At 35.3% G+C, this 21,442-nt stretch carries 24 protein-coding genes, 2 pseudogenes and 1 riboswitch; of the genes and pseudogenes, 17 read left to right on the top strand and 9 right to left on the bottom strand.

Features of this window, described 5'->3' with window-relative positions:
- The first annotated feature begins 62 nt into the window (after positions 1–62).
- Positions 63–785 (top strand): YwiC-like family protein, encoded by a 723-nt coding sequence (locus RBB48_RS11660; RefSeq protein WP_088064025.1) that lies wholly within the window; start codon positions 63–65, stop codon positions 783–785.
- A gap of 32 nt (positions 786–817) precedes the next feature.
- Here RBB48_RS11660 and RBB48_RS11655 read toward each other — a convergent pair whose 3' ends face one another.
- A complete protein-coding gene (locus RBB48_RS11655; protein WP_000545003.1) occupies positions 818–1,009 on the bottom strand; it encodes a hypothetical protein in 192 nt (63 codons plus the stop codon).
- Positions 1,010–1,131: 122 nt separating this feature from the next.
- A riboswitch (SAM riboswitch) is annotated at positions 1,132–1,230 on the top strand.
- A 40-nt stretch (positions 1,231–1,270) separates the two neighbouring features.
- Between RBB48_RS11655 and RBB48_RS11650 the strand changes: the two genes are divergently transcribed.
- The 4 genes from RBB48_RS11650 (at position 1,271) to RBB48_RS11635 (ending at position 3,180) form a co-directional block, all read left to right on the top strand.
- Positions 1,271–1,588 carry a hypothetical protein gene (locus tag RBB48_RS11650; protein WP_002096439.1) on the top strand — a complete coding sequence of 106 codons (318 nt, stop codon included), beginning with the start codon at positions 1,271–1,273 and terminating at the stop codon, positions 1,586–1,588.
- Positions 1,589–1,841: 253 nt separating this feature from the next.
- Positions 1,842–2,231 carry an SWIM zinc finger family protein gene (locus tag RBB48_RS11645; protein WP_060487719.1) on the top strand — a complete coding sequence of 130 codons (390 nt, stop codon included), beginning with the start codon at positions 1,842–1,844 and terminating at the stop codon, positions 2,229–2,231.
- 23 nt (positions 2,232–2,254) lie between these two features.
- Entirely contained in the window at positions 2,255–2,830 is a 576-nt protein-coding gene (locus RBB48_RS11640) for an NAD(P)H-dependent oxidoreductase (protein ID WP_088064024.1), read from the top strand.
- Positions 2,827–3,180, top strand: coding sequence for a group-specific protein (locus RBB48_RS11635; RefSeq protein WP_142293508.1), 354 nt, complete (start codon positions 2,827–2,829; stop codon positions 3,178–3,180). Before RBB48_RS11640 ends, RBB48_RS11635 begins: the two co-directional genes overlap by 4 nt.
- A 40-nt stretch (positions 3,181–3,220) precedes the next feature.
- Here RBB48_RS11635 and RBB48_RS11630 read toward each other — a convergent pair whose 3' ends face one another.
- Positions 3,221–4,567 carry a short-chain fatty acid transporter gene (locus tag RBB48_RS11630; RefSeq protein ID WP_060487716.1) on the bottom strand — a complete coding sequence of 449 codons (1,347 nt, stop codon included), beginning with the start codon at positions 4,565–4,567 and terminating at the stop codon, positions 3,221–3,223.
- 406 nt (positions 4,568–4,973) lie between these two features.
- Between RBB48_RS11630 and alo the strand changes: the two genes are divergently transcribed.
- The 3 genes and pseudogenes from alo (at position 4,974) to RBB48_RS11615 (ending at position 9,572) form a co-directional block, all read left to right on the top strand.
- Entirely contained in the window at positions 4,974–6,512 is a 1,539-nt protein-coding gene (alo, locus tag RBB48_RS11625; RefSeq protein ID WP_088064022.1) for an anthrolysin O/cereolysin O family cholesterol-dependent cytolysin Alo, read from the top strand.
- A gap of 322 nt (positions 6,513–6,834) precedes the next feature.
- Positions 6,835–8,064: a serine hydrolase domain-containing protein gene (locus tag RBB48_RS11620; protein WP_088064021.1), complete on the top strand. Its 1,230-nt coding sequence runs from the start codon at positions 6,835–6,837 to the stop codon at positions 8,062–8,064.
- 768 nt (positions 8,065–8,832) lie between these two features.
- A pseudogene (locus RBB48_RS11615) lies at positions 8,833–9,572 on the top strand (DUF7225 domain-containing protein).
- Here the strand turns inward: RBB48_RS11615 and RBB48_RS11610 are convergent.
- Positions 9,569–9,667 (bottom strand): YjcZ family sporulation protein, encoded by a 99-nt coding sequence (locus RBB48_RS11610; RefSeq protein ID WP_088064019.1) that lies wholly within the window; start codon positions 9,665–9,667, stop codon positions 9,569–9,571. The pseudogene RBB48_RS11615 and the gene RBB48_RS11610 overlap by 4 nt on opposite strands.
- Positions 9,668–9,716: 49 nt before the next feature.
- Here RBB48_RS11610 and RBB48_RS11605 point away from each other — a divergent pair.
- A pseudogene (locus RBB48_RS11605) lies at positions 9,717–9,953 on the top strand (DUF5360 family protein); the annotation flags it as partial.
- 164 nt (positions 9,954–10,117) lie between these two features.
- On the opposite strand, the gene RBB48_RS11600 reads toward RBB48_RS11605, so the two are convergent.
- Positions 10,118–10,663 carry a transcriptional regulator gene (locus RBB48_RS11600; RefSeq protein ID WP_088064018.1) on the bottom strand — a complete coding sequence of 182 codons (546 nt, stop codon included), beginning with the start codon at positions 10,661–10,663 and terminating at the stop codon, positions 10,118–10,120.
- Positions 10,664–10,790: 127 nt separating this feature from the next.
- Here RBB48_RS11600 and RBB48_RS11595 point away from each other — a divergent pair, with 127 nt between their 5' ends.
- Genes RBB48_RS11595 through RBB48_RS11585 form a run of 3 tightly spaced genes read left to right on the top strand, consistent with a single transcriptional unit; the run spans position 10,791 to position 12,717 of the window.
- Entirely contained in the window at positions 10,791–11,030 is a 240-nt protein-coding gene (locus RBB48_RS11595; protein ID WP_087984180.1) for a PLD nuclease N-terminal domain-containing protein, read from the top strand.
- Complete coding sequence (locus RBB48_RS11590) at positions 11,027–11,932, top strand: ABC transporter ATP-binding protein (RefSeq protein ID WP_088064017.1); 906 nt, start codon at positions 11,027–11,029, stop codon at positions 11,930–11,932. Before RBB48_RS11595 ends, RBB48_RS11590 begins: the two co-directional genes overlap by 4 nt.
- Entirely contained in the window at positions 11,929–12,717 is a 789-nt protein-coding gene (locus RBB48_RS11585) for an ABC transporter permease subunit (RefSeq protein ID WP_088064016.1), read from the top strand. The genes RBB48_RS11590 and RBB48_RS11585 overlap by 4 nt, the downstream gene beginning before the upstream one ends.
- A 63-nt stretch (positions 12,718–12,780) precedes the next feature.
- Here the strand turns inward: RBB48_RS11585 and RBB48_RS11580 are convergent, their stop codons facing one another.
- From RBB48_RS11580 to RBB48_RS11570, 3 genes are all read right to left on the bottom strand, one after another.
- Positions 12,781–14,040: a serine hydrolase domain-containing protein gene (locus RBB48_RS11580; protein ID WP_088064015.1), complete on the bottom strand. Its 1,260-nt coding sequence runs from the start codon at positions 14,038–14,040 to the stop codon at positions 12,781–12,783.
- 101 nt (positions 14,041–14,141) lie between these two features.
- Complete coding sequence (locus RBB48_RS11575; protein WP_001190325.1) at positions 14,142–15,341, bottom strand: MFS transporter; 1,200 nt, start codon at positions 15,339–15,341, stop codon at positions 14,142–14,144.
- 15 nt (positions 15,342–15,356) lie between these two features.
- Positions 15,357–15,773 (bottom strand): MarR family winged helix-turn-helix transcriptional regulator, encoded by a 417-nt coding sequence (locus tag RBB48_RS11570; RefSeq protein ID WP_046954781.1) that lies wholly within the window; start codon positions 15,771–15,773, stop codon positions 15,357–15,359.
- Positions 15,774–15,947: 174 nt separating this feature from the next.
- Here RBB48_RS11570 and phaZ point away from each other — a divergent pair, with 174 nt between their 5' ends.
- The 4 genes from phaZ (at position 15,948) to RBB48_RS11550 (ending at position 18,653) form a co-directional block, all read left to right on the top strand.
- On the top strand, positions 15,948–16,865 hold the full coding sequence (phaZ, locus tag RBB48_RS11565; protein ID WP_142291779.1) for an intracellular short-chain-length polyhydroxyalkanoate depolymerase: 918 nt from the start codon (positions 15,948–15,950) through the stop codon (positions 16,863–16,865).
- 60 nt (positions 16,866–16,925) lie between these two features.
- Positions 16,926–17,159 (top strand): hypothetical protein, encoded by a 234-nt coding sequence (locus RBB48_RS11560; RefSeq protein ID WP_088064013.1) that lies wholly within the window; start codon positions 16,926–16,928, stop codon positions 17,157–17,159.
- A gap of 113 nt (positions 17,160–17,272) precedes the next feature.
- Positions 17,273–18,469: an MFS transporter gene (locus tag RBB48_RS11555; protein ID WP_088064012.1), complete on the top strand. Its 1,197-nt coding sequence runs from the start codon at positions 17,273–17,275 to the stop codon at positions 18,467–18,469.
- Positions 18,453–18,653, top strand: a complete 201-nt coding sequence (locus tag RBB48_RS11550) for an NETI motif-containing protein (RefSeq protein ID WP_000166305.1) — start codon at positions 18,453–18,455, stop codon at positions 18,651–18,653. The genes RBB48_RS11555 and RBB48_RS11550 overlap by 17 nt, the downstream gene beginning before the upstream one ends.
- A gap of 101 nt (positions 18,654–18,754) precedes the next feature.
- Here RBB48_RS11550 and RBB48_RS11545 read toward each other — a convergent pair whose 3' ends face one another.
- Complete coding sequence (locus tag RBB48_RS11545) at positions 18,755–19,165, bottom strand: DUF4279 domain-containing protein (RefSeq protein ID WP_088064011.1); 411 nt, start codon at positions 19,163–19,165, stop codon at positions 18,755–18,757.
- A gap of 339 nt (positions 19,166–19,504) precedes the next feature.
- Here RBB48_RS11545 and RBB48_RS11540 point away from each other — a divergent pair, with 339 nt between their 5' ends.
- Positions 19,505–19,963 carry a VOC family protein gene (locus tag RBB48_RS11540; RefSeq protein ID WP_088609318.1) on the top strand — a complete coding sequence of 153 codons (459 nt, stop codon included), beginning with the start codon at positions 19,505–19,507 and terminating at the stop codon, positions 19,961–19,963.
- 130 nt (positions 19,964–20,093) lie between these two features.
- Here the strand turns inward: RBB48_RS11540 and RBB48_RS11535 are convergent, their stop codons facing one another.
- Positions 20,094–21,194: an S-layer homology domain-containing protein gene (locus RBB48_RS11535; RefSeq protein ID WP_306007669.1), complete on the bottom strand. Its 1,101-nt coding sequence runs from the start codon at positions 21,192–21,194 to the stop codon at positions 20,094–20,096.
- Between the last annotated feature and the right edge of the window lie 248 nt (positions 21,195–21,442).

Here is a 21,442-nt window from a genome sequence, read left to right as displayed (position 1 = left end):
TATATAAAATTATTTGTATAATAGTAGGTGAGAACTGCTTTCAAAAGGGAGGTGTATAGTTAATGAAGTTAGTTATTCCGAAGCAACACGGTGCATGGGCCATGCTCGTTATACCATTTCTATTAAGTGTCATGCTTGGGAAACCTACTATGTATCATATTCCATTGTTTTTAGCTTGGTTCTTTATCTATTTAGCTACGTATCCATTTCTTACGTACATAAAGCAAAAACGAAAAAAAGAGTACTTACATGCTGCAATTGTATATTTTATCATCGCGTTCGTATTTGGAATGATTTCTCTATTATATGAATGGCGCATTCTTTTATTCGTAGTATTCATGATTCCATTATTTATTGTAAATATGTATTACGCTCGTCAAAAAAATGAAAGAGCGTTACTAAATGACATTAGTGCGATTATTGTTTTCTGTATTGGTGGTTTAGTTAGTTATTATTTTTCAATGAAACTTATAGATAAAACAGCATTATTTATTGCGCTTATTTCATTTTTATATTTTTTAGGAAGTACATTTTATGTAAAAACGATGATTCGCGAGAAAAATAACCCGAAGTATCGTCTTATATCATGGGGGTATCATATTGTATTAACAGTCATTGTCTTTGCTATCAATCCGTGGTGTTCTCTTATTTTTATACCGAGTGTCATTCGAGCAATTATGTTATATGGCAAAAAAATTTCTATTATAAAAGTAGGGGTTTTAGAAATTGCTAATTCTGTATATTTTTTAATTATAACGGTAATAATTATGAAGTATGCCATTTGAAAAAACTTCCCACCTTATGATGGGAAGTTTTTTCAATCTTGTTCTAAAATATGAACCGTGTAATCACAGCGTTGAATAGCTTGTTCGATCGCATAAAGTGATTGTTCAATACGAGCGCGATTAAAATCTTTTTCAACAGTCTGTAGCGCTTCTTCTAAACAATGTTTTGCTTCTTGTAATGATTGAAAAGAATTTTGGACATATCCGCGAGCATTTTCGTGCATTTCATAATCCTCCTTGCATATTCATATATGTATAGTATGAACAGTAAGGAACAAAATATAATTTGTTATATTTGTTTGACAATTAGAATGAAATTACGTATAGTAAGAATTAAGTGAATATTTTCTTATCCAGAGAGGTGGAGGGACTGGCCCGATGAAACCCAGCAACCGCGATGCAGGTGCTAATTCCAGCAGAACATATTTGTTCTGGGAGATAAGACGAAGATATATACGTAACTTCTTCTTATCGGAGAGGTTTTTTTGTTGCAAAAAAACCGATTACGAAAATTTATATTAAGAAGAAAGGGGTTGCGAAGTACTGTGACACTCGAAAAATACGTAAAACTGCGTAGTACAGTTTATGAATATATGATAGAGCAAGATAAGCCAATATCATTGTTAGATATTCAAGAACATATCGTTTCGCATCATGAAGGAAAATTCACGAAAAAGATGTTACATCAATTTTATTTATCAAGACTATTAGATGAACTGAAACTGGATGGGAAAATTACATTAGCTGATGAATATCTCTATACTGAAAAAGGGGTATTTTATAAGGCGGGAAAAGGGAGCTAAGCTCTCTTTTTTTTGGAGTATGTAGCGTAAAAGACTGCTTAAGCAGCCTGATACAAGGGAATGGTGTTGAGTGTGTAGTGTCAAAGATTGAATGTGCCTGAAAGAGGCACTTCATATCGGCTGCAAATGAAAAGAGACACCTCCGCCGAATAGGTGTCAGTCGTTTTGTCATATAGACTTGCTATTTGACAGTTATTAGAATAACATGCAGGGTTTTGGAAGTCAAAAGGGAATTAAAGGAAGAGGTGTTGTTATGTACGCTTACTTACTAAATGATATAACGAAATGGATTCCTAAGTACATTATGGATAAAGGTTATGAATATTATGAAGAAGGACATGTAGAAGATGTTGAAATACAAGAAAAGAAAATATTTGCTTTTGTTACTGGAAATGCAGGAAACTATGAAGTAATGATTGATCTTGAAAATTTTACAGAAAGTAGCTGCGAGTGTCCATATGAGAATTATTGTAAGCATATGGCAGCAGTTGTTTATGATATTCAAAGTGCTGGTGAGAGTACGGTGAAAGAGAAACTGAAAGATTTAGAAAAGGAAGAGTTACTTACATTATTAAATCGTTTATTACAAAGTTCGAAAAACGTGCAAATTGTAGAGAAAATGTTAAAGAAGGGGAAACTTTAACTTATAGAGGGAGTTGTTATGTAGTGAATGTACTAATTGTATACGCTCATCCTAGTCCTTCCAGTTTTAATGCGGGGATATTAAAGCATGTGCAAAAAGGATTACAAGAAACAAATCATTCGGTTACGGTACTTGATTTATATAAGGAACAATTTAATCCCGTCCTTGTATTTAATGAGGAGAAGAAAAGACGTGATTTAGTAAATGAAGAAGAGACAGCTCGGTACAGAACGTTAGTGGAAGAAGCGGATACTCTTCTCTTCATTTATCCAATATGGTGGTGGGGGATGCCAGCTATTTTAAAAGGGTTTATTGATCGCATTTTCGTAGCTGGTTTTGCTTATAAATATGAAGGTGCCCTGCCGAAAGGCTTATTGAAAGGTAAGAAGGCATGGGTAATTAATACGTTAGACTCACCGTTATGGTACGTCGCACTACTATATCGATCAGCCGATTGGATTATAATGAAGAGAGGTATTTTACGTTTTTGCGGCATTCGCGATATAAAACGATCTGTTTTTCAATCTGTGAAAACGAGTAAACGAGAGAAGCGGGAAAAATGGTTATTACAAATAGAAGAAAAGGCTCGTACGTTATGAATGAAATGGAACGTATTATAAATTGTTGTCAGTATGATAACGAACTTTTTCGTACATATATTAATTGCTTAATCCAATTGAAGAAATGTAGTGAAACGTTTCAACAAATACAGATTCAATTAAGAAATGATTATTTAATAAGAGGAATTTGTGAAAGAGAAGTGGATGAGGTAGTAAGAGGAAGTAAAGAGTATGAAACGTATTTTCTTCCTAAAGCGTTACAGTGGAATTTCTTGAGGGAAAATCCACATCTGATTGAAAAAGTATGTGAAGATTTTTTTGCATTTGAGGCATTACAGCTTACGGATATAGAGTGGAAGATCGTGATAAATTGCGTGGGAAATAAGTGATTTATTATATAAAAAAGCTAGTATAAAACTAGCTTTTCGTTTAAATAAATAAGAAACATAGACTAATGATAAATCCTGCATATAGTAAGTTAACAACGCAAAATCCCATAATATCACGAGCACCTAAACCAGCTATCGCTAATGCCGGTAATGCCCAGAATGGTTGAATCAAATTCGTCCAAGCATCGCCCCACGCAATTGCCATTGCTGTTTTTGCGGCAGGTACACCAAGTTCAGCGCCAGCTGGAATCATAATTGGTGCTTGCACAGCCCATTGACCCCCACCAGATGGAACGAAAATATTAACGATTCCAGCACTTAAAAAAGTAAAGAGCGGGAAAGTCGTTTCGTTTGAAATGCTAATAAAGTAATTCGAAATAGCCCCTCCAAGTGAAAGTCCTTCACTATTCGCTCCAATCATCATCCCCATAATTCCTGCGTAAAACGGAAATTGAAGTAAAATGCCAGAAGCACTTTTCGTAGAGTCTGAAAAAGCGCGAATATATTGAATCGGAGTACGGTGGAAAATAAGTCCAGCAATTAATAACATAAAAATAACGATGTCTAGCGTAAGGTTAAAGCCTTTCGTATAAAAATAATTGAAAATATAAATGAGACCTAACAATCCAACGCAAAGTGTAATAATGATGCTATTTTCCATTTTTTCGGCGAATGTATTGTTTCCTACTTCTTGCGCGGCAGCTTCTTCATGGAATACGCTAGGATCTACCGTTATCGTATGTTTTTCATCTGGATGCATCGCTTTATTAATGAGAGGCATCGTAACGAGAAAAATAATAACTGGTACAAGTGCGTATGGTGAGAATAACGTTTCTGTTATTGGAATCGCTTCTTTAATACTTCCAGCTGTCGTTTTAATTAACGTTTCGCCGCCTGTTGCTAACGTAAGAGGAATAGAAGCAGAAAGCCCCGCATGCCAAATGAGAAATCCAGAGTAAGAAGAGGCAATGGCTAGTCTATAGTCTAATCCTTCAAGCTGCCGTGCTACTTCTTTTGCATATAAAACAGATACAACAATACCAAATCCCCAGTTTATGTATGCCCCTAGTAAACTTACGATTGAAATGGCAATAATACCTTGTCCATTCGTTTTCGGTAGTTTTGCCGCTTTCGTTAATCCTTTTTTAATGAGAGGCGCGTTTGCTAAAGCAGATCCTGTCACGAGTACAAGTGCCATTTGCATAGAAAAGGCGAGTAGTCCCCAAATGCCATTACCCCAGTGATTAATCATTTCCACAGGTGTTTGGTGAGTCGCAAACATGCCGAAGAAAATAACGAAAACAGTTAATAAACATGATAAAATAAACGGCTCTGGCAAGAAACGTTGCACTAAGGCGACGCAACCATTTGTAAAAGAACGAAACAAAATAGATCAACCTCCTTATGTATATGTATTACAATTATTCGAGGTTGATTCGTTCATAACCTTTTAGAATTAGAAAATTCTGATATTTTTGGAGGGATTGAAATATTGTCAAGAAGAGTAGTACCACCATCACCCTGACAGAAAAAGTTGCTTTTCCTCAATATGAAATATTGCATATAAAAATGAATTGATGCAAATGCAAAAGCTTATTATAATGAAAGCATAAATATACAACGCATCTTAATACAGCAAAGAGGAGGAAGTAATATGGAAATCGCAATGGCAGTTTTAAAATTTTTAGGTGGAGTAATTCCTTTAGTTCAAGAACTTTTAAAAGCGTTTATGTAAGGTTATTAGTTAGCTATCATATATCAATCATTATTATATCTTACTAAAAAAGAACGGGGTGATTTTTCTGAATAATAAGAAAAGTACCAAGAGAAGAAAGTTCCTTGCATGTTTATTAGTTAGTTTATGCACTCTTAATTATTCATCTATTTCTTTCGCAGAAACACAAGCCGGTAATGCAACTGATATAACTAAAAATGCTAGTAGTATTGATACTGGTATAGGAAATCTTAAATACAATAATCAAGAGGTTTTAGCTGTAAATGGTGATAAAGTAGAGAGTTTTGTTCCGAAAGAAAGTATCAATTCAAATGGTAAATTTGTAGTAGTGGAACGCGAGAAAAAATCACTTACAACGTCACCAGTCGATATTTCGATTATTGATTCTGTAGTAAATCGTACGTATCCAGGAGCTGTACAACTTGCCAATAAAGCATTTGCAGACAATCAACCGAGTTTATTAGTGGCTAAGAGAAAGCCTTTGAATATTAGTATAGACTTACCTGGTATGAGAAAAGAAAATACAATCACTGTTCAAAATCCGACATATGGTAATGTGGCTGGAGCAGTAGACGATTTAGTATCTACTTGGAATGAAAAGTATTCTACAACACATACGTTACCTGCAAGAATGCAATATACAGAATCTATGGTTTATAGTAAATCACAAATCGCAAGTGCTCTTAATGTTAACGCTAAATATCTTGATAACAGTCTAAATATTGACTTTAATGCGGTAGCAAATGGAGAAAAGAAAGTGATGGTGGCCGCATATAAACAAATATTTTATACTGTAAGTGCTGAACTACCAAACAATCCATCTGATCTCTTTGATAATAGTGTTACTTTTGGTGAGTTAACTCGTAAAGGAGTAAGTAATGCGGCTCCACCTGTTATGGTTTCAAATGTAGCTTATGGTAGAACGGTTTATGTAAAATTAGAAACCACATCTAAGAGTAAAGATGTACAAGCTGCTTTTAAAGCTTTACTTAAGAATAACAGCGTCGAAACGAGTGGACAGTATAAAGATATTTTTGAAGAAAGTACCTTTACTGCTGTCGTATTAGGCGGAGATGCGAAAGAGCATAACAAGGTTGTTACAAAAGATTTCAATGAAATCCGAAATATCATTAAAGATAATGCTGAATTAAGTTTTAAAAATCCAGCATACCCAATTTCATATACAAGCACTTTCTTAAAAGATAATGCAACTGCTGCTGTTCATAACAATACAGATTATATCGAGACGACAACTACAGAATATTCAAGTGCTAAAATGACACTTGATCATTACGGTGCTTACGTTGCTCAATTTGATGTATCTTGGGATGAATTCACATTTGATCAAAATGGGAAAGAAGTATTAACACATAAAACATGGGAAGGTAGTGGCAAAGACAAAACGGCTCATTACTCTACAGTTATCCCTCTTCCACCAAATTCAAAAAATATAAAAATTGTAGCAAGAGAATGTACAGGTCTTGCATGGGAATGGTGGAGAACAATTATTAATGAACAAAACGTTCCGTTAACAAATGAAATAAAGGTTTCAATTGGAGGAACAACATTATATCCAACTGCTACTATTAGTCATTAGGTTGGAGTAAAGCGCCCTGGTTATAGGGCGCTTTTTTACTTGTTTGAAAGAATATCGGTGTTTTTAGATGTATCATAATCAATTCGCAAATCTTGTAATCATATTTTTTTATGGCTGTATCAATGTTATTAATGATTGCATTTCCCATTATTAAATCCCCATAAATGTAGCCTATCTTAGGTTGATAGTGATGCATGGTGCCTCAATGTATATAAATGCATTTTGTCGAAATTATTAAAAAGGGGAATTTTTCTATTTGAAGAACTAATAATTGATTGTCAATATGTATTAGAAATCTCAATCTAAACTAAAGGAGAACAAAATGGGACAAAACAATAAGGGCTTTTCTGAAACAGGATTGCGCAAAATGCGCAATATATTGGCGCGGCATGTTGATTCTGGAAAGATTCCTGGGCTCGTCGCCTTAGTCAGCCGAAACGGCGAGACGTATGTCGAAGCGCTTGGAACAATGAGGCATGATGGTGGTGCACCAATGCGTCGGGACACGATTTTTCGATTGGCGTCCACTAGCAAGCCAATCGCAGTTTCACCAGTAATGGTTCTGCTCGATGAGTGCAAACTGCATTTAGACGACCCAGTAGACAAATGGCTACCGGAACTCGCCGACCGACAAGTGTTGAAACAGCCCGATGGCCCGCTAGAAGAGACCGTCCCAGCACGACGTCCTATCACTGTACGAGACTTGTTGACCTCCACATTCGGGCTCGGAGTGGATCTCACGTTGATGGGTTCTCCAATCATGAACGCGTTCTTCGAGAGTGGGATATTCGACACGCCAGGTCAGGATATGCCCGATCCAGATGAGTTTATGCGTCGCCTAGGTGCACTTCCGCTAAGCTATCAGCCCGGAGAGCGGTGGCAGTATCATATCAGTATAGAAGTAATCGGCGTTCTTGTTGCCAGGGTCACGGGTCAGACGTTCGAGTCGTTCTTGCGCGAACGCATATTCGATCCGCTAGGAATGAAGGACACTGGATTCTACGTACCTCAGCTCAAGATTGATCGGCTTCCACCAGCCTTCAACCCCAATCCGCAGACAGGTGAATTCATCGTTTGGGATGAGGGGGCGGGTGGACGTTACAGCAAACCTCCAGCATTCCAAGCAGGCGGTGGTGGACTGCTTGGAACCGTCGACGATTATCACGCGTATTTGCAGATGCTTTTGAATAAAGGGGTGCACGGTACTAAACGGATCTTGTCTAGGCCCGCAGTCCAGCTGATGACCACCAACCGTCTTACTCCGGAACAACAAGTATACCGAGACGATTTGGCCAAAAATAACGTCCATTTGTCGTTCGGACAAGGGATCCAAGGTGGCTGGGGCTTTGGGATGGCGGTGCGTACCTATCTTGGAGACTACGCGTCTATTGGTCAATTCGGCTGGGATGGTGGAACCGGTACTTCAGCTTACGCTGATCCAGATAAACAGTTTATTGGAATTCTGTTCACCCAGGTTGGGATGTCCACTCCGGCCCCATCGCATCTTATCCAAGACTTCTGGACCACGACCTATCAAGCGATCGAAGACTAGGGTATCGTTTAAAGGAAAACGCCAAGACGGATAGATAATCATAGGCTTGATGGCCACGATCAACACCATGGTTAAAAGTTAGGATAGGACCGTGTTGGAAGTACTGCGGTAATAGTTGGGCATTATTAATAATAGCACAACAAAAAATCCCCTTGGATGCAAGAGGATTTTTTTATTGGGAATAGTAAGGACGAGAGGAGGTGCATTACATATGGGAAAAGGTAGAAGTAATAATGCTGGTAAAAAGCAACCGAATTTCGATGATTCATCTAATTTCGCTAAACAAAGCCAACCGACAGAAAAGAAGAAGAAGTAAAAAAAGGATCTCTCTTGATAAAGAGAGATCCTTTTTTAATATATTGACGTTTCGGCACAACATATCGATTGCTCAACCAAATAGTCATTATAGTCATTCAGGCAAGGCTTAAACTCCTTCGAATGGAAGTTAATTTAATATTATTGCCCTGCTTTTTATAATGCTTCTTCACGTTTACCTTATTTAAAAAGCCAATAAAAAAAAGACACGTTTCCTAAATAAACGAGCTCTTAATGGAGTATTATCTTTATTTTGAGCATTTAATAAAATTCTCCAATTTATATTTTACTCTAATAGTCTATGAAATTTAATTAATTAAATGTAAAATTTATATAGTAAGTTATAAAAATTTATGAAGAACTTTAAATATATTATTCTACAATTAGGCCAAATTATAGAGTGCAAGTTCTACTAGGCTTAAAACTATTGAGAAACATGAGGAGAGGATTACATTGACTATTTATGAGCAATTTATAGAGGCTCTTAAAGAAAAGATAGGCGATACTGTAACATCTGCAGAGATAAAGGACAGATTAATAACAAAATTTAATACAAAACCGGGGAGTATTAATCCTGCTGATTATTGTTATAACCGTTATAACAAAGGGAGAGCTGTTAATAAAAATCTGTTTATATATATAAATAAAAAAACTTTTAGATATGTAGGTGAAAATTATCCTTATACAGGATTAGTTTTTCACAAACCTAAAGGGACAGATTGTGAATCTGTTGTAGGTGAGTGGGATAATGGAAACTTCTTGTCTATGGGGATAAGGATAAAATAGGAATCTCACAAATTAAAAAGTTATATGAGGCATATTTTGAAATGTTACGATTTGAAATGAATGTTCTTGGTTGTAAGGCGACTGAATTAAGGCATCTTATAGGTCGTCTAGGTGAATCTTTTTGTGTTCTTTATACGAATGGTGAGCTATCCAAAGTGACGAATCAGCATGGATATGATGTCATTAAAGATGGACGAAGAATAAGTGTTAAAACAACTGCCCAAGAAAAAGGGTTTATCACGATCAATCAAAACACATTTGACCAATTTGATGACTTCTTTGTAGTTCAGTATAAAGATGATGAGTTGAAAGTATTATTTTATGGGCCAAAGGAAGAACTTTCGGCGCTTAGACCATATGGGAATAATTATGAGGTCGATATAAATTCTTTTCTTATAGTTTTTTAGCAGAAGCAAGCAGCTCCAACGATGATTAGTAAAATAAACAATACAACTAATAAAGTAAAACCTTCAGCAAAATCGCAACTACCACCAAATCCCATAATAGTTCCTCCTTTAATAAGAGGGAACAACAGGGGTATGCTCATGTAATTACATTCTAAAAAAAAACATATTTGGAGCCACTTGGCGTTCTTATCATTAATTTTAACTTTTTGTTCAGGAATACAAGCTCTAGCATTTTGGACAATCCGTTTAGATTTCGATATTTCTTGGTGGATTCCTAATTTATATTTATTAGTTTACCCATGCTTCTTTTTAAAAAGTGTTTGGAGAGAGTGTGGACGGTATGACAGTAGCATGAGAAAAGAAAGAAAAGAATTCATTTAATAAAAGAAAGACAGGGGCTTTAAGCACATTCGAATTCTAGATCAGTTTTTTCGCTAGCCTTACAGCAGAAGTTAAAACAGAAGCTAAACAATTTTTGAAATGAAAATAGCCGATGTTTCCTTAACATAGGAAACATCGGCTTGTATTATTTATATTGAGTTAGTTTACGTTTCTGGAATAATTGTAATAGCGACGGTCCGAACAGGAGCCTCTTTTTCGTCACCTTTACTTTGGGTATGGTAGTATTTATTCATTAATTCATTAAGTTCGTTTTGAAAGTTCATAAAGTGTTCTTCATCTAGCTTTAATTCCACTACAGAAAAAGTAGCATTATCTTCTTGACTGTTTTGTTCCTCTAATTTTTTAAGGTAACTTTGATATTGTGTCATAAGTGATAATTGGTAATAGGAAATGTAATTTAACTTTTCCTCATCACATAATCCTTTCCACTCACTTCCTTCAATTTTTGCATCTTCTTCATTGATTGCGTAATATTTTTCAGAAACAGATTTTACCTTTTTTTCGTTAATTACATGGACGATATCAGAATCAACCATAGTTTGTAGATGTCTATATAGAGTTGCTTGTGGTACATTTTTAATGATTTTTACCATTTCTAATGGTGTTAGTCCATCTTCTTTATTTCTCATTAATACTTGGCAAATTTTCATTCTTACTGGATGCATTAAGATTTCAACTTTATTACTCACTATATATCACCTTATTCATTATTTATTCTCATTATAAATAATGAGAATAATGTTTGCAATGCATCTGCTCTTGATTTATCATTATTATTATCAATAATGATAATGAGTTTAGGAAGGAATGATAAAAATGCAACTACATTATGGATGGAATGATCTTAAAGACATGGATATTATGGCGTTTCTCCCAATCATATTGCCAGTTATTGCAGTCGGGGTACTTTTAGTTTTCATTGCACTAATTGATTTATACCGACATAGAAAAACAAGAAAAAATGTACTTGTATGGGCGCTAATTATTCTTTTTGTTAACGTATTGGGACCTATTCTATACTTTGTTATAGGGAGAAAGGACAGTGAGAAATTATGAAATTAGAGATTAGAAATGTAACAAAATCATTTAAAGGGAAAATTGCTGTCAATACTTTCTCAATGGAACTGCAATCAGGGGAATGTGTAGGGTTAATCGGACCAAATGGAGCAGGGAAATCTACATTAATAAAAGTGATTTCGGATATTATTAATCCAGATGTGGGTGAAGTGTTATTGAATGGGATAAAAATATCAAAAATGAAAAGGGAAATTGGCTACTTACCGCAATACCCTAATTTTTTTCATTGGATGACAGCGCGAGAAACCCTTATGTTTATGGGGCAACTTTCAGGGATGAAAAAAGAAGCATTGTCAAAGTCGATACCAAAAATTTTGGAGAAAGTTGGATTAAGTGGGGAAGAAGATTCGAAGGTGAGTACCTTTTCTGGTGGAATGAAACAAAGACTCGGTATTGCACAAGCATTACTGCATAAACCGGCGCTTATTGTCATGGATGAGCCAGTATCCGCATTAGATCCAATAGGTAGAAGGGAAGTATTAAATCTCATTGAAGAAATAAAAAAAGATACGACTATTTTATTATCAACCCATATATTGAGTGATGCAGAAGAAATCTGTGAACGATTTGTCATGATTAAAGATGGAACAAAGATAGAAGATACAACAATTACTGAGCTTTTACACCGTAATAGCGAAAATAAATTAATCATTGAAATTACAGCTAAAGATCGAGAGTGGATTGACGTTGTAAAAAATTTGCCTTATGTGAAGGATGTAGAAGTGATTGGACTTAAAGTCAAAGTGAAGGTTGAAAGTATCAAAATAAATAAAAATATGTTACTGCAAAATGCACTCGAACATAAAGTGGACATCGTTAAGTTTGAAATAAACAACGATACTTTAGAAGAAATTTTCTTGAAATTGGTGGTGCAAAAATGAATAACTCAATGATATTGATAAAAAAAGAATGTGTTCAAATGTTACGTGATTTTAAGATCATTTGGCTACCAATTGTTTTTATATTTTTAGGGGCAACACAGCCAATAGTAACGCATTACTTACCATCCATTTTAGGAGCATTAGGTGGAGGGCAGGGAATTACCATCGATCCAAGTATGACATCACAAAAAGGAGGCGAAGTATTAGCGAGTACTTTGGGGTCTCAGTTTGATCAGCTCGGACTTATGATTCTAGTGATTTCTATGATGGGTGCTATTCAAACAGATAAAGCTAACGGTATGTTGGCCTTTATTTTAACGAGACCTGTTACGGTTACTTCATATATAGTGGGGAAAATAGTATCAAATTATGTAATAGTAGCGCTTAGTGTAATGATTGGATACTTTACCTCTTATCTATATACAAACTATCTTTTTACTGTTGTTCCGTTTTCGCACATGATTACTGGATTACTATTTTATTTAATTTGGGTTCTTTTTATCGTATCTTTCACAACAATGATAAGTGCTATTTTTCACAGTCAAGGTATTATTGCACTAATTTCAATTGTTGTTCTTTTAGCTTGTAGAATAATCGTCGGTTTGAGTCCAATAATAGATCAAGTTAATCCAGCCAGTATGAGTAAACACGCAATGGAAACGTTAGTCACAGGGGGAGTGAATGCAACTGCAATGGTCAATGTACTACTAACGATTATTTGGATCTTATTGACACTCTTCGTGACAAATTATTGGATTGCTAATAAAAAATTCACGTATGAATAAGAAAAGAATAATCGTGATGAGGGGATTTATTAAAATAAATACCCCAATAAGAAGAAGCTTCCACTACTGTGGAAGCTTCTCTAAATGATGTGCAATATCAATATACATATTTGAGTAGACTGAATGTATTTCATTACTTGGCGTAGCGTTAGAAGAGAAGTGGACAATGACCATATTTGCTTTCGGATCGATGTAAAGTGTTTGTCCGTAACTACCTAACACTTCAAAAGCACCTTGTTCATTGTGCGGAATCCACCATTGATTATGATAAGAAATGGAAGCTCCAGGGCCAACTGCAAGTTCACCTTCTTGGACATTTTTTATATCTTTAGTAATAGAAGAAGGGAGAATTTGTTTTCCATTATATTCCCCGTTGTTTAATAGTAATTGCCCGAATCTAGCCATATCTCTAGCAGTTGCATTTAAACCAGCGCTAGCTTGTTCAACTTTTGTTTCATCGGTGACATAATAAGCATTTTCTTCCATACCAATTTGAGACCATATGCGTTCGCTAACATTTTCAGCTAATGATTTACCCGTGATAGTTCGAATAACCCAAGCGAGTGTTTCGGCTGATCCGTTATCGTAAGAAAAATCGGAACCAGGCGTTGCAGTTTCTTCTGCTTCTCGTAACATATCATAAATTTTCATCGGACCGTCGTAGTTTTTACCTCTAGGTAAAATATTGCTCGCTAAATATAGTTGTGCATCTTGATTTTCTAACGCTGGATGTTCGTATCCGTGAGTAGGGTATTCTACAGAAACTTGCATGTCCATTAATTGCTGAAGTGTGGCATTACCGAACGGTGTATTTTTTAATTCTTTTATATATGCGTCAGCTGTTTTTTCTAAGTCAATACGATTTTCTTCAGCGAGAGATTGTATAATTGCACCGGTAAAAACCTTTGCTAATGACGCCATGCCATGAGGTTCACTCTCGTTATACCCGTTGAAATATCGTTCATAAACAAGTTGTCCATTGTGTACAACGACAAAAGCATCCGTTTTGTTATCGTCTAAAAGTTTTTTTAGAGGAGTTGTATTTCCAAATCTACGCTCCACAGCAAAATCGTCTAAGTTTTGTGATGCGGTAGAGAAGTGGGAAACGTGATCCGGGTTATTATTTACCTCGTTAATTAAAGTGAATTCTTTCATATGTGTGTACGACCAACGTAAGTAAGGATCATCTAACCAATTTTTTTTCGTCACGTTATTTTTTGATGGGATTGTTTTATTATGTTTGAAGTATGTAAAACCGAGCCCTGTAATTACAAATATGAATGTGATTATGAGTAAGAGTAGGGGAGATTTTTTAAGTTTCATATCGGTCCCTCCTTTTTTATTTCTATTATAAGTATACGCTTCTATTAAAAGAAATACAAAATAAGGAAAGTAAACGGGGAAGTTTACTTTCCTTATTCATGTTAAGCGGAAATTTTTCCATCTGTATGTTGTTTCTTGAATTTTTGTTTTCGTCCGTGTAATCCATAATATAGAAGTAAAGTGAAGGCAACGATAATAGCTGCGATAAAATACATATTATGGTAACTGGATTTCGCTGCGACGATACCTAAAATGAAAGAACCAAAGCCAATACCACTATCAAAGAATGAGAAGTAAGTAGCTGTCGCAGAACCACGTCGGTGGTTTGGAGCGGCAGAAATCGCAATCGTTTGGAAGCTAGGAATTAATGTCCCGTAGCCTAAACCGATTAGCATACCTGCGCCAAGGAACCAAAATGAAGTTTGTGCTTGGCTTAAAATAAACATCCCAATTGTGAAAATAATGATAGCAGGGTAAACAAGTACATTTTCACCGAAGCGATCAAAAATCTTTCCTGTAAATGGACGAGAAATTACAACAACAAGTGCGTATACAATAAAGAAGTAACTAGCAACTTCTCCTAAACCGATCTCTTTCGCATAAATAGGAATAAAGGATAAAATGCCACTATAAGAAAAGGCTAAAACAAATCCTGTCAGAGCGATCGGAATAGAGGATGGTTCAATTAAGTCCTTCCATTTCATTTTTTCTCGTTTTTGTTTGTTCACTGGTGCTTCATGCGGAATATTTACAAGTAGTCCTAATAAAAATGCAAGCAATGAAAATACGGAACAAACGATAAATAGTACAGTAAATGAAAAATGAGAAATAATTGTTAAACCTAAAAAAGGACCAATTACCATCGGCAGACTCATGAATACGCCGAAATAGGCAAGTGCTTCGCCTCGTCTATGAGCTGGCGCAACATCTGTGACAATCGTACCAGTTGCTGTCGTTGCCATACCGAACCCAATACCATGTAAGAAGCGAAGGGCAAGTAATAAAAATAAACTTTGCGCACCGAAATACATAACAGTAGCAGCTAAAAATAATGAAAGTGAAATAAATAATATTTTCTTTCTTCCTAAATCATCGAGCCATTTACCTGTAAATGGTCTACATAAAACAGATGAAATAAGAAAAACAGTTGCAACTAAACCAATTTCCTCAGGTTTTCCTTTTAGGCCGTCTATTACATAGACAGGCAGAGTAGTCATAAGCATGTAAAATGTTAAGAAGAGAAATAGACTACTAAAACAAGTTCCGAGGAAATCCTTCGTCCAAAGTTTCTCACTTTGCATCGTCATCCCTCCAATTTAATCTAAATTTTTAATAATTTGTTGTAACACTTCAAATGCTTGATGTAAATCATCTTCGTTAATATCTTCTAGTGTTTTTTCTTCGAAAGTATCAACTTCTTCTTGCCATACCGGAATCATTTTTATCGCTGTCTCTGATAAAGAAATGAGCTTCTCACGACGATCTTTTCCTTCTGTACGAATAATCCAGCCCATCGTTTCCATACGTGTTAACGTACGAGTCATCGTTGGTGATTCAACATTTAAGTACTGGCACAATTCTGTTTGCGTACAAGAACCGGTTTGATTAATGCGGAAAATAACAGCCCATTGCGCACTGAATAGCCCAGTTGGAGATACGCGTTCATTAAATTTCTTTGTGAATTTTCGAGAAGTCTGGCTGACAATGTGAAAAAAATGTTGTTTTTCGTCCATGTATTTTGATCCTTTCAAATTAGTTACCTAGCTAACTATATACTTTTTCATTATAATTGTCTAGTAATAGACATGTTGATTTATGTAAAAATTTCGTATAGGTTTTATGTTGCGAACGTATATTCTGCATGCTATTCTTTAAGTAAGTAAAGAATTTTCTTTCTATTAAAAAGAATGGGGGAACTTGTGATGATTAAGCCTGCAACAATGGAGTTTGTTTCACTATCGAACGGAGAAACGATTGCGTATCAGGAAGTTGGAAGGCAAAATGCAGAAATTCTTGTACTCATTCACGGAAACATGACATCGTCACAACATTGGGATTTAGTAATTGAAAAGCTGCAAGACCGATACCATATTTACGCTCTTGATTTAAGAGGATTTGGACAATCAACATATAATCAATCGATAGATTCATTACAAGACTTTGCAAGAGATGTAAAACTATTTATTGATCAATTAAAACTAGAGAAATTTTCATTAATGGGCTGGTCAATGGGTGGTGGTGTTGCGATGCAATTTACAGCGAATCATCCAACTTTTGTTGAAAAGTTAATTTTAGTAGAATCAGTAGGCATGAAGGGATATCCAATTTTTAAAAAAGATATTAACGGGCAACCGATCGTATCAAGTTTAGTAAAGACGAAAGAAGAAATCGCGCAAGATCCCGTACAAATTGCTCCAGTGCTAGATGCGATAAAAAATATGAATAAATTATATTACCGTACAGTATGGAATCTATTAATATATACACATAATCAACCGGAACCGGATCGTTACGAAAAGTATTTAGACGATATGTTAACGCAACGTAATTTCGTAGATGTGAATTATGCACTAATTACATTTAACATTTCGGATGAACATAACGGGGTTGTAGAGGGAAATAAGCAAATTCATCATATTAAAGCTCCAACACTCGTCATACAAGGTGACAGAGATTATGTCGTACCGCAAGTAGTCGGTGAGGAATTAGCAAAACATTTGCCGAATGCAGAGTTGAAAGTGTTAGAGGATTGCGGTCATTCGCCGTTTATTGATTGTTTAGATGTATTTATAAAACATGTAGAGGATTGGTTAGAAGAGAAATAATCCCCGAAATGATAAGTATTGCATATACTATAACATTGTAGGTAAAAGGGGAGATTATCCATGCATCAGCCGTTCTTAATTGCGCATTCGCCATATAATCATCACTTATATACAAAAATAATGATAGCTCCGATGTATATGCAAGTTTCACCAGCTGTAGTTCCTTTACAAATGCAATACCCGCAGCCACCAATTGCTCATGCACAGCAATACGTGTATGAAACTGCTTTTTATAAACATCCGTATTTCAAGCAATTCCATAACAATGTGAAAGCGCAAGTATGGGAAGGATAAGAAGCTAAAGGATTCATTCTTTTAGCTTCTTTTTTATTCATAATATTCGTACACGCATTTGGAGAAACAGTTTATAATGAAAAGTGGAAAGCGTGAGAAGGAGAGGGAAAAGGATGTCGATGCGTTTTACTTTTTGGATTATGGTTGGAATTGTAGCAATCTCGGGTTTGTCACAAGGGATGCTTTTACCGGCCATTGCAATGATTTTTGAACAAGAAGGGGTAAGTTCAAGTATTAACGGTATTCATGCGACGGCATTATACATTGGGATATTAGTTATTTCACCGTTTCTTGAAAAACCGATGCAAAAGTTTGGAATGAAGCCAATTATCGTTATTGGTGGGTTTCTCGTTATTATTTCATTATTCTTTTTTACACAAACTTTTTCATTTTGGGTATGGTTTATTCTTAGATTTCTAGTTGGAGTCGGAGATCATATGCTTCATGTCGGAACACAAACATGGATTACGACAACATCAGACCCGAGTAAAATAGGGAGACAAGTATCGATATACGGTGTATTCTTCGGAATTGGTTTTGCCGTTGGTCCGTATTTAGCAAGCACTGTGCAGTACGGTCTTGCAACGCCATTTATTATATCTACTATACTTTGCTTAATAGGTTGGCTATTATTACTTCCAACGAAAAATGCATTCCCGGCGCAAGATGAAAGAGAAGTGAAGAGTGAATCATCATTTTCTCGTTATAAACAAGTTGTTGGATTAGGGTGGATTGCATTACTAGGACCACTTGCATATGGCGTACTAGAAGCAATGTTAAATAGTAACTTACCAGTATACGCGCTTCGTAAAGGATGGTCTGTATCAGATGTATCCTTCTTATTACCAGCGTTCGCAGTTGGGGGCATTATTACACAAATTCCACTCGGTATATTAAGTGATAAATACGGAAGAGATCGTATTTTAACGTGGACGTTCAGCGTAAGTACGGGCATTTTCCTACTTGCAGCAGTATTTGATCACTATTACTGGATCGTCTTTGCCTGTATGCTGTTAGCGGGTATGGTCATTGGATCATGCTTCTCACTAGGTCTTGGATTTATGACAGATTTATTACCGAGACATTTACTACCAGCAGGTAATATATTATCTGGAATCGCCTTTAGTTTAGGAAGTATTATGGGACCTGTATTAGGAGGCGTATTTATAGAAAAAATACAGTATACAAGCTTTTTTATTGCGGTTATGATTATAATGGGAATTCTCGCAATGGTATATATGGTCTACATGAAGAATCAATTCGCATCAAGAAAAATAGAAAGTAGGTTAGGGCATGACAAAACAACCTAATAAAAAGAAATTTGAAGTACTCGAAAACGAAACAATTACAGACTGCTTAGCACGTATGGAACAAGAAGGCTATGCACCGTCTCGTCGTATGGAAGAACCAATCTTTCATGAAGTGAAGAAAAACGGCAAAACAGAAGTTGAACCGTGCGGTAGAAAGATTGTCTTTGAGGGGAAATTGAAGTAATACGTTATATAAAAAGAATTTGCTTTTGGGTACAAACAAGATAAAACATAAAGTCACATAAGAAAACGCTATTGATTCCAATATCAATAGCGTTTTTATTTTTAACAAATATATAGATCAAAATGAATTTCTGCTTGAATGGAACTAACAAAATCAATAATGTTTTTTTGTAAATACATCGCGGGTGATTCGTTATTCTCCACTTGCATTACTACCATAAAAAGAAACTCTAAACTATACTTCTTCTTGAGATGTTTTAATTGCTCTGTTTTTCCTTCAAGGGATTTTAGAATAACTTGCAACTGATTATTTATATCGTATGATTCTTGATAGCCGGTGCTGAAAGTCCAATTAGTTTCTTTTCTATATAGGGTTTTGGTGGATACAAGATTCGGATTATCACGTTTTGCAACAACATCACCTTTTTTATAAGTTCTTGTAGGCTCGATACTTAGGGCGTCGGTAATTGCTTCAACAGGGAATATATTACCCGTTGCACTAAAATAAGCCATAACTTTTGTTTTATCCAGAATGGCTCCTCCTCTATTATTAAGATGTTAATCTTATTACATTATAAAAATTTATGAATGTAAATAGAATTTTTATCCTGCTATTTGTGGGCAGCAAAGCTTCTAATGGGAGAAAAGTAGGTGAGAGCCAATTTTTCATAAAAGCTCACTAGTTCCATTGTATTGAATTCCGGCGTTGAGGCATTAGTTAAAGATGGATACCTATACATTTGTAGGACAGAACAATTATACAAAAGTAGGATGCTTAAAAATATAAATATTTGTATGATAAAAACAAAATATATTTTAAAAATCAGAATGTAGAGGAGAGGGAAATATATAATGATACAAAGCATATATGAAACTCATTTACATGTAAGAAATTTAGAAAAGGCGATAGATTTCTATCAAAATAAGTTAGGCTTAACAGTAGCAAAAAAACTATCGAAAAGACGAGTTGCGTTCTTTTGGATAGGCGAAAATAAAGAGCAAATGCTCGGATTATGGGAAGTACATACGAATGAAGAGTTTGAGACGAAACACTTCGCTTTTCGTGTAGATTTAGAGTTTTTAAAGATTTCTAAATTATGGCTAGAGAAGCGTGGAATAGAGGTAGTAGGGAGTCAAGGGAAAGGAAATCGAGAACCAATTGTCCAAAGGTGGATGCCAGCTGCAAGTGTATATTTTCTAGATTGTGATGGAAATAAATTAGAGTTTATTTCTATGTTACATGATGATCCAGATGAATTAGAATATGCAACGTATTTAAGTGAATGGGATGCGGAGCATCAAGAAAAATAAAGTTTAAACAGTAGGAGTTATATAGTTTTGGATTATATTAAATAGATAGAGACAAATAAAATCCCTCAAGAAAAAGCACGTTCTTGAAGGATTTTTTATGCTTTATATATTTTATATTGCTTGTAACTTATTAATTGAATTTATTTTTAGATATTTCAGCGCGTTGAATATAACCATCAGAGAAGCTGAAATAAAGAGAATAGCTTCCTCGATTATATATAAAGCCTTCACTAGTCATATCCTCTCCGATTCCATCTGGCTCACCAAACCACTCTTTTAATTCATTAATAGTGATATCCATTTTCACTGAAATATATCTAGCGTCCGAAGGGTACATGTCAATATTATAATCGCCGTATACCGCTATATTAGGTGCATCACATTCTGTACATGATGCTTGCTTCCAAACATCAGGCGCTCCAAATTCTTTTTTCACTTCAGATATATCTTTACCTAGTGCATCTAATTTAAATGGACCAAACGTCCCATTCTGTAAAGCTGTTGTTAACATTTGTTTCATTTCTTCTTTTGTATTGATGTTGAAATTATAAGATCGGTTCTTGGCTATTGCATTATAGAAAAATTGTGCATATTGCTCACGCTTCACAATCATGTTGCCATTAAAATTACCTGATTCGTCACCTTGTGCTATACGGTTACTACGCACTGCATTTACAGATTCATAGGCCCAATGACCTTTTGGTACATCTTTAAAGCTCCCTTGTCCTTTTGATTCTAAATGAAATGCTTTTTGTAACACTACTGCCATTTCATATCGAGTTAATACATCATCTGGACGAAATGTACCTGATCCATCACCTTTCATAATTCCAGCTTGCGCAATGGCTTTAATATCCTTTTCAAACATATGATTTGTAATGTCACTAAACATATTCGCCTGTTTATCATCTGCTATTAAACCTAAATGTCGATTGACTAAAGAAGCTACCTGTCCTCTAGTAACATTGTCCCCAAAACCAAATTTCCCATTTCCGTATCCTTTATAAATTCCTGCTGACGCTAAGTAATCGATAGCATCTTTTGACCAGTGGTCCTTTGGTACATCTGTAAATACAACGTTCGCATTGCTAGCTACCTTATAGCTATTTTCATTACCGTTTGTTTTCGTAGTTGTTTCTGCATTTACTGTACCTACCATCGTTGTAGTTGCTAATGCTGCAGTGATTATGAAACCGAAAAATTTTTTAGCTTTGCTTGTTTTCTTGCCCATTTGCGCAAGCCTCCCCAGTTTAATTTAACTTTATTAAATATACGTATTACACATTTAATATAACTAAATGCATGCATCGTAATTATAACATGTAAATTATAATTATTTGTCATTTATTTCCGCAATATGGATAATTTTTTGATAATATAACTGAAAATGTAATATTTGGATAATGGATATTCAGCTCTATTTAATAATGGTATATACAGTAAAACATTCTGCTTTCCAATCTGTAATAGAAAACAGAA

This window comes from Bacillus sp. MMSF_3353, assembly GCF_030733445.1.
GTDB classification, from domain to species: Bacteria; Bacillota; Bacilli; order Bacillales; family Bacillaceae_G; genus Bacillus_A; species Bacillus_A wiedmannii.
Note: the sequence above shows the minus strand (reverse complement) of the source record. Positions and strands in the feature narration are given on the sequence as shown.